Genomic DNA, 13284 nt, shown 5'->3' on the forward strand with positions numbered 1-13284 from the left:
CCCTCATGAATTATTTACGGGGCAATCAGAAATACTGGTGGCTGCATAATGATTGCACTTAATACTTGAATTCGAGAATTTAAAAAGGCATGCTTAACATGCCTTTAAAGTTACTTAAATCAGTTAGAATTGATATTTAGCACCGAGAGTTGCCGTAGTGCCTAGCCCTTTAATATTGTAGCCACCATAAGTATATGATTGCGCACGAGCAGGGTAGTAGTCGCTGTTAAATAAATTTTCGACCCCAAAATAGCTGCTCCATTGTGGAGTAATTTGATATTGACCACTCAAATTAACTATATCGTAACTACTTACAGGACCTTGATCGCCAACGTATTGGCCTTGTTCGTTTTTATCAAAGCGCTTTCTATCGCCAACGTATAAATAGCTAAATGTAAGAGCTATGTCGTCGCTGGCCTGCCACGCTAAATTGGCTGTCGCTTTTGGTGGGCTAATTTGTTTAGCACCTAAGTATTCATCGGCTTGGGTATCTTTACCTTCAACGTAGCTATATGTGGCAACTAATTTAAGTTGTGGGGTAATGGCATAATTTACTAAGCCTTCAAAGCCCCATATTTTTTGCGGCGCGCGTATTGGCTCATAAACGCCTGTTACATCGTTAAATTTATTGCTGGTTCCTAGCTCAGACGTGCTTTTATATGCTGCTACTTCAAAGCGCAGGTCATCAAATTGTGAGGTAAAACCTACTTCGTAGTTATCTATAATTGATGCTTGTGTTTGAATAAGCGCTATATCGTTTACAGTAGCTGCGCGCAATAGTATGCCTATGTCTGATATATCAGAGCCCTGCGAGTAACTAAAAAATGGGCTAAAGGCAGGGCTTAAATTATATTTAATGCCAGCATTGTAAGTTGTTGCATCGTAATTTATGGTATCGCCGCGAACACTTAGTGGTACTGAACATTGCGTAGCGGTTCTACATAGCTTTAATGTTTGATAGTCGGCTACCGTTAAATCTATGCTTTCTTTTCTTACACCGGCTTTTAAAATAATATCGTCGTTAATTACCCACTTTGTTTGTAAAAAACCAGCAACACTATCCATGTCCATTTCAGGAACCCATATACGGCCATCAACTAAAGGTTGTGAAGTTTTATCGTTTAGGGCATCAATACCATATATTAAGGTGGTTGTTAGATTATCAAAGTCAAATTGGCTATTAAATGTGGCTCTTGCGCCTAGTTTATCTGACTTTATAACAGATTGACCACCGCTATAACCATCATCAAGATTGGCTAAATTAGTTGAAAAGAAAAATACATTTTCTATATTTTGCTTGTACAGATCTAAGGTCATTTGGGTGTTATCGAATAAGGCGTAATCTAGGTATCTAAGAGTAATATTTACATTGCCTTCGGGGCCTTGCGGTTTACCTGGTTTTTGCAGCTCTTTGGGTACGTGAATCGCATAGGTTTTTTCACCTATGTTACCGTCGCCAGTAACATCCCCTAAATCAGTTTTTTGCTGTGAGCTATAAAAGTTATAACTAAACTCTAGTTGCTTATCATCATCAAAATCGTAGCTTAGTTTAGTAAAGTAGTTTTGTGTTTCTGAGTCTGACAAACCATATTGCAAGCCTAAAATATCACCCTCTGAATCACGTTGTACACCGTTTTGCTCGTAACTGGCGCTTATTAAATAGCTAAACTTATCTAAGCCACCATTTATAGCTGCCGATATTCTTGCACCGGCACTTTCATCAAGCTTAACAGCACTAAAGCGGCTAGAAATACTAATTTCGCCCTCAGGCTGGCCGTCACTTTTCGCTTGTTTTGTTATGTAGTTAATTATGCCGCCAGCAGCGCCATTACCATAAATAGAGGTTGCTCCTTTAATAACCTCTATGCGTGCAATGGCACTGGCATCTAGCGTTTTTATGCCTAATGAACCGTTACGCAGTGGAGTTGACTGTGGTACGCCGTCAATCATAACTAAAGGTGCGCGACCACGCAGTGTTTGGCCTGAGTTACTGGAGCTGCCGGTGCTAGGAGCCAATCCTGGTACCATTTGTGCGAGTAAGCTGCTTAGTTCTGGGTTTACTTTTAAGTGTTGTTGAATTTGCTGCTGATTTATAACAGTAATTGAAGCAGGAACTTCATCAATACTTTCAAATATACGACTACCCGACACAATAACGTGTTCTAACTGATCAACAGAATATTTGTTTTTATTATTTTCATCGGCAATTGCGCAAGCACTAACAGCGACGCTAAGTAAGCAAAGCGAGGTTTTTAACATGGTAACTCAGATAAATAATTAATTTTGGTAATGATAACTATTAACAATAACGACCACAAGTGTTAATGACAATTATTTTCGATTGCGTCTTTTTAACCAAAAGTAAACACCCGTTACAATAAAAAAGCTCAGTGATAGGGTTATTAGTAGCCATAAAAACTGTACAACTGGCCCAGCAAAATTACCAATATGAAAGGCATATTTAAAGTTCCATGCTTGTGTGGTGAAATTGGTTTTACTGGCGTCAAATGAGTTTAATACTTTACCAGTAAATGGATTAGTCCAAACCCAGCTGTAAGCGTGGCTTTCGCCGGGATTTTGTATTCTTAAAGCAATCGCGTCATTCGCTTTTTTAGGCAGGTATACCCTATATAGCTCACCTTTAGGAAATATGGCTTGAGCATTATTAATTGCTAAATTGTATTGTAATTCGGTATTTTTAAGCACAGGTATTTTGGGAGGCGCAGGTCTGTTTGTTACTTTATTTTGTGTTACCAGTTCTAAAACAGACTGCGTTTGCGTTTTCCAATTAAACGCCATACCCGTAAAGGCAATCAGTATTAATGGCACAAAAAAGTAAACTCCCAACACAGTATGCAGCTGATACAGCAGTACTCTTAGTTTTGCTTTAGGTTTTATAGCTAAACGTTTTATCCGGTTTTTAGGTTTTACCCATAAATAAAAGCCTATTAATACGTTTATTAACAGCAGTAATGCACATACCGACATCCAATTTTTAAATGGTTTATTACCGTCACTGCTCTCAAATAATAACCAGCGATGCAAAGCAAGCGTAAAACCATAAATTGTATCTGTACTTTGGTAAGTATAAATAACATTGCTGGTGTAGGGGTTTACGCTCGCGTAGTGATTATTAGCTAATCTAAACTGCCATGCCATAGTAGGGTTTTGTTCAGGCATTAAAAAAACAGTTTTTTGTTGGGTTTGAGTTTGCACACTGTTTATTAAAGTGTCGAAATTTAGCGGTTTTTCTGCAGGCGTTACTAGCCATTTTTCGGGCTGGATAAGGTGTTGTAGATCTTTTGCGTAAATTAACACCGCTCCGCTGAGGCTCACTATTAATAAAAACGACCCGCTGAGTAGGGCAAGTGTCAAATGAATTTTACGTAACCAAAGTTTCAAAAACGGCATCTCAATTGTGAGCTAAGAACCCTAATTGTAAATGATAATGAGAGCAGTTTTCAATTGAAAGTTTGTTTATAAAGCTATTTTTATTATAAATTATTGTGCTTTTCTATTATGCAGTTTTCAATATTAAAATTATGCTGTAAAAAGTGTTTAACGGCTGCTAAATCAAGTGAGTTATGAGCGTTAATCAGCAGTTCGCAATGGCTGGTTTTATCATCTAATTGCCATACTTTTATAGCTATTACTTGCTCTATATTAAAGTTTTTGGTGAGAGCGCATGTAACAGCTTGGGTATCAAAGTTATTAGGTGCAGCTTGCATTAAAATGCGACAGCTTTGTTTAAGCAGTAACACGCCATGGTAAATAACATAAATAGAAATTAAAATTGTCGCAATTAAATCAACTATATACCACTGGTACAAAATAATTAAAGTACCTGCAACAATAACCACAACAGACGCCATCGCATCAGATACATTATGAATAAAAGCTGCTCTTATATTCATACTGCTATTTGCGCCAGCTCGGTAAGTTAAAAGTGCAGTGATTAAATCTATTAGCAGGGCAAATGCAGCCACCCACACTATGATCCAACCATCAATTGGCTGCGGGTTTAAATAACTGCTCATAGCTTCAAAAATTAAATACACACCTATCAGTATTAATGTACTGCTATTGAACAAAGTAGCTAAAATTTCGGCGCGCTTGTAGCCAAAGTGATGTGTGTTATCGGCAGGTTTGTTACCAATTTTACGCGCAACAAGGGCAATAAATATAGCGGCTGCATCACTAAGATTATGCAGTGCGTCTGCCATGAGTGACAAACTGCCAGAAAATATTCCGCCAATAACTTGCGCAACAGTAAGCAGAACATTAATGGCAACAGCTAGCGCGAGTTGCTTGTTACTTTGGCTGTCGTCTACATGGCTGTGTGCATGGTCATGACCCATAATATCCCCAAGTAACTACTTATATTAAGATTGTTATATCACGAGCAGCTAAAAACAGCTACACGGGGCTTGATGAAACTTAGCTAACTCATTGTGTATACTTAGGCGTATATCTAGTTAAAAGCCAGGTAGCAGTACTGTTTGTAAAACACATAAAAAATTCATGGGCTTATTAGCGCAAAACTTGCGTCTTAGGCTTTTTAATGCATTAATACATAGTATTAAAATGGGTAAAATTACTAGGTAATTCAGGTATGAATAAAGGTTTGAGCTTCACAAAGCTAGCAGGTAAAGGACAGTCTGTACAAAGTAAGCTAACTATAGCCTTTGTAGTTATTGCATTAATACCTTTGTGTTTGTTTTCTTGGCTGAGCTTTAAGCGAATAAATAATACATTAGAACAACACGCCCAAACTGAATTACAACAGGTAACAAATATTGCTCAGCAGTTTAGTCGCTTTTGGCTGGCTGATTATATTAAAGATTTTAAATTACTTAAAAACCAGTTAACGACTAACTCTGTGCAACAACAAAGTGCAATAACTGAGTTTGTTAACGTATACGAATTTGTAAATAATGTAGAGCTAATAGATAGCGCAGCTTTGCTTGCTGCACCTACATCTTCTTTTATTAGCAAAATAGCTCCTCAATCGTTAATTAATATCCATACTAGCTTGAGTGAGCATGCAACGCCTTCATTTCAATCATTTTTAATTGAAAAACAACCACATTTTATTATTGCGCTTGGTATATATAATACGGAGCAACAATTAAGCCGTATTCTTTTAGCCGATATAAACCCCCAGTGGCTAATGAATAAATTAAATGCAATGTATGCTAAAAACAGCGAGCTTAGTTTTAGTTTATTGCCAAGTAATAGTTTGCCTTTATTAAACCAACAGCCATCAACAGAGCAAACATTATTAAATAAAACACAATTAATGCAAAAAACATTTACCTATAACAACGAAAATAATGATGTAATGTATGGCTTTGTTAGTCAGCTGAATTTTTTGGGTGATCAAAGCTGGCAGCTATTAGTGTCTAAGCCGAATGTTCAGGAGCTAACAAATACTTATTCTATTAAGTATTTTGCTTTGGCAACACTGCTTATGTTGTTGGCTGTTTTAGCGTGCTCTTGGTGGTTTGGTCGAGTATTGTTTCATCCATTAAGGCGCTTAACAGCTCTTGTTGATAAAATTACCAAGGGGAAAAGCACCCAAGTACCTATTTTACCCGACAGCCAAGAGTTTAATTTGTTATCGAGTAAGCTGTGTAAATTGGCCGAAAATAAACAGCAACAACTAACAGAGTTTTATAAACAAGGGGCTGAACTACAGGTTGTGCTAAGGCACTTAGCAGAGCAAAAAAGTGCACTTGATGAGCACGCGATTGTGGCTGCAACAGATTTAAAAGGCACTATCACTTTTGTTAATAAAAAGTTTTGTGAAATAAGTGGTTATGACGAACACGAGTTAATAGGTAAAAATCACCGTATTCTTAATTCGGGCACTCACCCAAAACAGTTTTTTAAAGAAATGTACCAAACCCTAAAACAGGGAAAAGTATGGCATGGGAAAATATGTAATAAAGCCAAGCAAGGTAATTTATATTGGGTAGATACAACCATAGCGCCATTTTTAGATGAAAATGCTAAGCCACAGAGCTATATAGCCATTCGAACAGATTTAACCGCATTAAAGTTACAAGAAATAGAGCTAGAAGAGCATAAAGCACAACTACAGTTGGTAATAGACACTACCGCTGTGGGAATTTGGGATTGGTACATTGACACAGGTAAAGTCACTTTTAATCACCGTTGGGCTGAAATAATTGGCTATACCTTAGATGAGTTAGGCCCAGCAGTAATAGGCACTTGGTATAAGTATGCCCACCCAGACGATTTAATAGTTTCGGAGCAAAAATTAAACGCTCATTTTTCTGGTGAAACAAACTATTACGTCAATGAAGCACGTATGAAACATAAACAAGGTCATTGGGTATGGATACTAGACACTGCAAAAGTGGTTGAATGGAATGATGATGGCTCACCAAAGCGGATGATAGGTACCCATTTGGATATTACGGAACAAAAAGCAACAGAGCTAGAATTACAAAATAGTCGTGACCAATTTGCCTCGTTAGTAGGCAATATTCCAGGCATTATTTATCGTTGTAAGTACGATAAAGTGTGGGATATGCTTTATATGAGTAAACAAACTAAAGAGCTTACGGGTTATGACGCTGAGGCAATATTAGAGAATAAGCAGTTAAGTTATTTAGAAATAATTTACTCGGACGATCGTGACGATATTGAAAAAACGATTATTAAGTGCATTGACGAGCACACGCCTTGGTCTGTTGAATACCGGATCATAACGCAAGGTAATGAAGTACGTTGGGTAAATGAAAAAGGCCAAGCCATTTATGACACTGACGGAAACGTATTATATTTAGATGGTTTTATACTCGATATTACAGAGCGTTATCAGGCGCAATTAAAAATAACACGTCAGCAAAGCCTGCTTGAATCTATGAGTAAACAGGGGCAAATAGGTGCGTGGGAAATAGACTTAAAAACGCAAACGCTTTATTGGTCAGACGAAGTACGCGCAATTCACGAAGTGCCACAGAGTTACTCTCCAAATATAGCCACTGCAATAAATCATTATAAAGAAGGCTATCACAGAGATAAAATTAATGCCCTTTTTGAAAGTGCAATAAGTAGTGGGAAAAGCTGGAATATTGAGCTTATTATTGTTACTTACACTGGCCAAGAACGTTGGGTTAAGTCAATAGGGCAAAGTGAGTTTGAAAACGGCCAGTGTATTCGTGTTTTTGGCTCTTTTCAAAGTATTGATGCGCATAAGCGACTTGAGCTTGAAAGCGAAAAAGCCAATCGTTACAACAAAAGCTTAGCCATGCTTACTGTTGCACCTGAAGTGCAAAGCAGTGATGTGGCAGAGGTGAAAAAATTAGCCGTTAAGTCTATGTGTGAAGTGCTTGATGTACAGCGCGCTTCTATTTGGATTTTTAACGAACAACGCGATTTAATGATTTGCCATAGTTTAAATATACAAGGGCAAGGTGTTGATTGCTGTAATGCACAGCTCAGTGCAGAGGATTACCCTGCCTACTACGAAGCTATTTATAAACAAAACTTAATAGCCATTGACGATGTTTATAATCATCCCGCTACCGTTGATTTTATTGAGCACTATGCAAAACCTAATAATATAAAATCTATGCTAGATGCCGTTATTACAACCGGTGACGGAAATTTAGGTATTTTATGCGCAGAAACCGTTGGGGAGTTTCGCCAATGGACGCAAAGTGAAGAAACCTACTTACGCTCTTTAGCAACTTTAGTAGGCAGTACCTTGGTGTCACAACGCCGTAAACAAACCGCTGAGGAATTAAAAATAGCCTTGGTTTTGGCAAAAGAAGCCGGTGTTGCTAAAAGTCAGTTCTTAGCAACTATGAGCCATGAAATACGTACGCCAATGAATGGTGTTTTAGGCATGCTTGAGCTTATTCAGTTAGAGCAACTGCCCAAGCCAATTGAAACTAAAGTAGCAATTGCTAAAACCAGTGCGCATTCATTACTGGGTGTAATAAACGACATTTTAGATTTTTCAAAAGCAGAAGCAGGTAAAATTGAGCTAGAGAGTATTAACTTTAATGCCCGCGATTTAATTGGTGAAGTAGCCGCAGCGCAAGCATTAACAGCTCAAAATAAAGGCATAGAAATAATCTTAGATTTGGTTGCCTTAGAGCCATCGCAGTTAAGTGGCGATCCAGGGCGAATACGCCAAGTATTAACTAATATACTAAGTAATGCCGTTAAGTTTACAAACGAAGGCGAAGTGGTGGTTAGCGCATCTATTGAGCGTATTGAGGCCCAGCTAATACTGAAAGTTAGCGTAAAAGATTCTGGTATTGGTATTAGCAAAGAAAAACAACAACAGTTATTTGCACCCTTTATGCAAGTAGATGCGTCTACTACTCGAGAATATGGAGGCACTGGCCTTGGTCTTGCTATTAGTAAGCAGTTATGTGAACTAATGGGAGGCGCTATTGCAATTAAAAGTAATGCTGGCCAAGGGAGTGAGTTTATCGTCACCATGGAGGTGCTAAAGGGCGATCAACAAGAGCGCTATATGCCAAAGGCTAATATTAATGGGTTAAGTATATTGGTGGTTGATGATAACGAAACAAATCGTTTGGTTATTTCAGAGCAGCTCAAGCACTGGGGGGCTAATGTTGAGCTGGCAAATAATGCCGAACATGCGCTGCTAATTTGTGAAAATAGAGTTAAAAACAATCAGGGCATGTATGACATAGCTGTATTAGATATGCAAATGCCCGGCATGGATGGCATAGAGTTATGTAAAGTATTAAAAGCGCATGCAGACTACAAACATATGCCATTAGTAATGATGACCAGTATTGCAGGCTTAGAGGGGGCTCAGCGCTATTCTGACGCAGGCTTTCAGGCTTATTTTCCAAAGCCAGTAACAACCGCCGATTTAATTTCTGCGCTTTCGGTTATTACTAATAGCGAGCAGCACGAAGCACTGCCATTGGTAACATCTGGGTATATTTCATCGTTGCGCAAAGCCAAAACCATTGAGCCTGCTAAAATATTATTGGTTGAAGATAATCCAATAAACCAGAAAGTATCTACTTTAATGCTTAAAAAGCTCAATTGCGAAACAGTCTTAGCCGAAAATGGTCAACGTGCTTTAGAGGAGCTCGCAAAACATGAAGCAGATTACTTTCAAGTTGTACTAATGGATTGCCAAATGCCGGTTATGGATGGTTATGATGCCACTATTGCAATACGTAAAGGTGAGGCTGGCGAGCAGCATAAAGCAATTAAAATTATAGCATTAACAGCCAATGCCATGGATTCAGACAAAGAGCGATGTATTGCAGCTGGCATGAATGATTATTTAAGCAAGCCAATTGAACTTGATATTTTAAAAGATAAATTAGAGCAATATTTTTAAGGTTAAAGCAGTATGACAAACACAATCGACATTCGTGATGCGCAAGCAAGTGATGCAAAAACCATTTTGCACTTTATTAATGAGCTCGCTATTTATGAAAAAGAGCCACAAGCAGTTAAAACTAATGAACAAGCCATTTTAGATACCCTTTTTAGTGAAGGCGCAACAGCGCATAGCATTATATGCTTTGATGGCGACGAGCCCATTGGCTTTGCTGTTTATTTTTATAATTACTCTACCTGGCTTGGTAAAAACGGCCTCTACCTAGAGGATTTATATGTAAGCCCTGATAGCCGCGGTAAAGGGGCAGGTAAAGCAATAATGAAGCACTTAGCAAATCAAGCGCTGAATAAAAATTGTGGGCGTTTTGAATGGGTGGTATTAGATTGGAATAAACCCGCAATAGACTTTTACGATAGTATGGGCGCTAAGCCGCAAAATGAATGGATTATTTATCGCTTAACAGGGCAAGAGTTAATCGACTTTGCCAAATAAGGCAGAGTGCCTTTTAACACGTTACATAATAAACAGTAACTTAACCATATAACTCCTGCCTTTGGTTAACTTATATGGTTAAGGTCCGAAATTGGCTAGTAAAGTGTGGCGTATACTTTAAGCTTAAGCTTCTTATTAGTAATTAGTGTGTGCGTTTATGAATGATAAACACTGGCAAAAAGCACGGCAGAGTCGCGATCCTCGTTTTGATGGGCTTTTTTATGTGGCGGTTAAAAGTACCGGTATATATTGTCGGCCAATATGCCCAGCCCCCACGGCTAATGAAATAAACGTTACCTATTATCAGTATGCACATAATGCTGCTAAAGCGGGGTTTAGACCCTGCATGCGGTGTAGGCCCGATAGTGCGCCGGGGAGCTTTGCTTGGCAAGGAGTTAAAACCACGGCACTGCGAGCAAAACAGTTAATTGATCAAGGTGCTTGTTATGATTGCGAAAAACTCGCGGCAAGGTTAGGGGTAAGTAGCCGTTATTTAAGGCGTTTATTTACTCAGCACTTTGGTATTTCGATCACGCAATACCGTCTTTTCAATCAGTGTCATTTTGCTAAAAAACTGATCCAAGAAACCACTCTACCGCTAACGCACATTGCTTTTGCAGCGGGATTTAATAGCATTAGACGTTTTAACGACGCATTTTTACAGCAACTAAATATTGCCCCTTCAAAATTACGCAGCAGCGATAAAGCACCTAGCTCTATTGTAAACTCAACTCTCAATTTAACTCTTCCCTTTAGGCCGCCATATAATTGGCCTGCTATGCAGCAGTTTTTAGCAAAACGCTTAATTGCGCCTATGGAGTGGATAACAGCGACAAGTTATGGGCGTACATTTTCAGACGAGCACTGCAAAGGCAGTTTTAATGCCGAGTTTATAGCTAAAAAAAATCACTTTAAAGTGGCAATAACGATTAATAATACGCATTGCTTACAGCAAGTTATTACCAATATTCGGCGAGTACTTGATTTAGACGCCGATATAAATTTAATCACAATGCATATACAAGATAATATTAATAATGCATTTGCGGTGAGCGAAGGGCTGCGCCTACCAGGAATTTGGTCGAGTTTTGAAGCGGGCATTCGCGCGGTACTTGGGCAGCAAGTAAGTGTTACTGCTGCGCATAATTTAGTAACTAAACTCGTTAGTGAGTTGGGGGAGCAGTGCAACGGGGCTGTTTATTTTCCAACCCCACAGCAATTGGTAAACAGTGATTTTGCGTTTTTTAAAGTGCCTCAAGCGCGTAAAAATGCATTGTATAATTTGGCGCAGTTTTGCACGTTAAACCCACAATGTGACGATTTAGATTTATGGCTAAATTTAAAGGGCATAGGCCCGTGGACGGTAAACTATGCAAAGTTACGTGGCCAAAGTCAGCCCGATATTTTACTCGATGGTGATTTAGGTGTTAAAAAAGCGCAAGCCGCTGTGGCCGTGTTTAGCAGCGATAACTGCGCGCCATTTCGATCATATTTAACTTTTCAACTATGGCAGCAATTATAGTCAACTACTCACCCCTAAAGGGATGAGCTTGTAAAAGCGCTTGTTGACCAGACCACTAACTGAGGATTAGAAATGTTAGTAAACGATAATTTAGATGTAGAAACCTTGGAATGCCGCCTCAGTTCCAAGCTCTTTCGTGGCACTGTAAACAGTCCTATTGAGTTAGGGACAGTCAACCACGTTGCGAAGCTAAATTATCTGGTCGAGAGGAAGTCGAATTTGCTGTGTGCTTCAAGCACAGCCATACGCACTACTCGAAGGAGATACGCGCTATGTTAGCGTATGTACTTAACAAGCACGGGAAGCCTTTGATGCCTTGCAAGGCCGCTAAAGCACGTAAGCTGCTTAAAGCTGGCGAAGCTAAGGTAGTCAAACGTACCCCGTTCACAATCAAATTATTGCATGGGTCGAGCGGCCATACTCAGCACGTAGTTGCTGGCATGGACACTGGCAGTAAACACGTTGGCTGTGCAGCTATCGCAAATGGTAAAGTGATTTATCAAAGCGAGGTGGCTTTGCGCACTGACGTATCTAAATTACCAATTTCACATTGGAAGGTTGAAACTGCTAGCTTCGATATACACAAGATAACTAACCCAATTGTGACTAGTGCCGGCTACCAGCAAGGCGCACTGCTGGGCTACTACAACGTTAAAGCCTACGTATTGCAGCGTGACAATTATAAATGTCAAAGTGGACGTAAAACGAAGCACAACGCCAAGCTGCACGTACACCACAAAGTATTTCGTTCTCAGGGCGGCACTGATGCACCCAGTAACCTAATAGCGCTATGCGAGACGTGCCATAATGATTTACATGCAGGAAAGTTTGAGCTGAAAGTGAAGCGCTCAAATACTAAACATGCGACTGAAATAGGTATACTCAAAGCCCAGTTAAAACAGTGCTGGGATTTTGAAGAAACGTTTGGCTACGTGACCAAATTTAAGCGCGAACAAGTATTGGGCTTGCCGAAAACTCATTACTATGATGCCGTGTCAATTTGTTGTGAAGATGGCGAGCTTGTACAACAAGGCAAACATGTTTTACGTAAACGTCATGTGGCTTCTGGTGACTACCAACAGACAAAGGGTATCCGCTCCGAAAAGCGGATACCAGTCGGCAAGCTATTTGGCCTAAAAAAACACGACTTTGTACAAACACCACAAGGTACTGGTTTTGTTAAAGGCAAGCGTAGCTCAGGCTACTTTGCCCTAGAAACTATTTTAGGTGATAAGGTTCACGCCAGCGCTAACATTAAGAAAAACACGGTTCGGATTTCTGCTCGAACCACTACGTTAACTCAACTAATGGAGGCGGCAATTCCTCTCGGCACTAAAGTACCGAGTATCCTTGCCGTAAACTGATGATAATTCAAACCTTACTACCGAGTTCTATCGACGATATTATTATTCAAGGCAGCGAAAACGGCGTGAGCTATGTGGGTTTTTATCCTCCTAAAAATTACCCCATTACAGCGCTTAGCGAAGTGACTAATGCCGCTATTTTATGCGCCGCAGCGCAGCTTAATGAGTATTTTGCTAAGCAGCGCACTACCTTTACAGTACCTTTAGATACCCAAGGAACCGTGTTTCAACAAAGTGTATGGCAGGCATTACTTAACGTTCCCTATGGGGAACTTAAAACGTATGGCGATATTGCTAAGGTATTAAACAACCCCAAAGCGGTGCGCGCTGTTGGCGCTGCTAATGGCAAAAACCCAATAAGTATTATTGTACCGTGCCACCGTATTATTGGCGCAAACGCAAAATTAACAGGTTATGCGGGTGGACTTGCAAGAAAACAATGGTTATTGCAGCACGAAACCGGATGATCAGTTCTTAATGCATAAAATGCATAAACCAAATTGGTATTAACGTTCGTTTGAGGTAGCATAAGC

General features: G+C 39.5%; 8 protein-coding genes. 5 read left to right on the top strand and 3 right to left on the bottom strand.

All coding sequences use genetic code 11. The features are described 5' to 3' along the window. Positions 1-123: 123 nt before the first annotated feature. The 3 genes from J5X91_RS12755 to J5X91_RS12765 form a co-directional block, all read right to left on the bottom strand. The gene (locus J5X91_RS12755) at positions 124-2259 is read right to left on the bottom strand and encodes a TonB-dependent receptor (RefSeq protein ID WP_208834954.1); all 2136 of its coding nucleotides are present in this window, start codon (positions 2257-2259) and stop codon (positions 124-126) included. 72 nt (positions 2260-2331) lie between these two features. Further along, the gene (locus J5X91_RS12760; RefSeq protein WP_208834955.1) at positions 2332-3402 is read right to left on the bottom strand and encodes a PepSY-associated TM helix domain-containing protein; all 1071 of its coding nucleotides are present in this window, start codon (positions 3400-3402) and stop codon (positions 2332-2334) included. Positions 3403-3494: 92 nt separating this feature from the next. After that, positions 3495-4358, bottom strand: a complete 864-nt coding sequence (locus J5X91_RS12765; RefSeq protein WP_179808292.1) for a cation diffusion facilitator family transporter — start codon at positions 4356-4358, stop codon at positions 3495-3497. 254 nt (positions 4359-4612) lie between these two features. Here J5X91_RS12765 and J5X91_RS12770 point away from each other — a divergent pair, with 254 nt between their 5' ends. The 5 genes from J5X91_RS12770 (at position 4613) to J5X91_RS12790 (ending at position 13218) form a co-directional block, all read left to right on the top strand. Further along, entirely contained in the window at positions 4613-9370 is a 4758-nt protein-coding gene (locus tag J5X91_RS12770; protein WP_208834956.1) for a PAS domain-containing protein, read from the top strand. Positions 9371-9382: 12 nt separating this feature from the next. Next, entirely contained in the window at positions 9383-9865 is a 483-nt protein-coding gene (locus J5X91_RS12775) for a GNAT family N-acetyltransferase (RefSeq protein WP_011329920.1), read from the top strand. A gap of 157 nt (positions 9866-10022) precedes the next feature. After that, complete coding sequence (locus J5X91_RS12780) at positions 10023-11387, top strand: AlkA N-terminal domain-containing protein (RefSeq protein ID WP_208834957.1); 1365 nt, start codon at positions 10023-10025, stop codon at positions 11385-11387. A 272-nt stretch (positions 11388-11659) separates the two neighbouring features. Beyond that, positions 11660-12751 (top strand): RRXRR domain-containing protein, encoded by a 1092-nt coding sequence (locus J5X91_RS12785; RefSeq protein ID WP_208834958.1) that lies wholly within the window; start codon positions 11660-11662, stop codon positions 12749-12751. Next, the gene (locus J5X91_RS12790; protein WP_208834959.1) at positions 12751-13218 is read left to right on the top strand and encodes a methylated-DNA--[protein]-cysteine S-methyltransferase; all 468 of its coding nucleotides are present in this window, start codon (positions 12751-12753) and stop codon (positions 13216-13218) included. The genes J5X91_RS12785 and J5X91_RS12790 overlap by 1 nt, the downstream gene beginning before the upstream one ends. The last annotated feature ends 66 nt before the right edge of the window (positions 13219-13284 follow it).

This window comes from Pseudoalteromonas sp. K222D (assembly GCF_017653575.1).
Classification (GTDB): Bacteria; Pseudomonadota; Gammaproteobacteria; order Enterobacterales; family Alteromonadaceae; genus Pseudoalteromonas; species Pseudoalteromonas nigrifaciens.

Bases quoted from the DNA above. Each gene is read 5' to 3' on its own strand.
- J5X91_RS12755 (WP_208834954.1), bottom strand. From the start codon at position 2,259: ATGTTAAAAACCTCGCTTTGCTTACTTAGCGTCGCTGTTAGTGCTTGC.
- J5X91_RS12765 (WP_179808292.1), bottom strand. From the start codon at position 4,358: ATGGGTCATGACCATGCACACAGCCATGTAGACGACAGCCAAAGTAAC.
- J5X91_RS12770 (WP_208834956.1), top strand. From the start codon at position 4,613: ATGAATAAAGGTTTGAGCTTCACAAAGCTAGCAGGTAAAGGACAGTCT.
- J5X91_RS12775 (WP_011329920.1), top strand. From the start codon at position 9,383: ATGACAAACACAATCGACATTCGTGATGCGCAAGCAAGTGATGCAAAA.
- J5X91_RS12780 (WP_208834957.1), top strand. From the start codon at position 10,023: ATGAATGATAAACACTGGCAAAAAGCACGGCAGAGTCGCGATCCTCGT.
- J5X91_RS12785 (WP_208834958.1), top strand. From the start codon at position 11,660: ATGTTAGCGTATGTACTTAACAAGCACGGGAAGCCTTTGATGCCTTGC.
- J5X91_RS12790 (WP_208834959.1), top strand. From the start codon at position 12,751: ATGATAATTCAAACCTTACTACCGAGTTCTATCGACGATATTATTATT.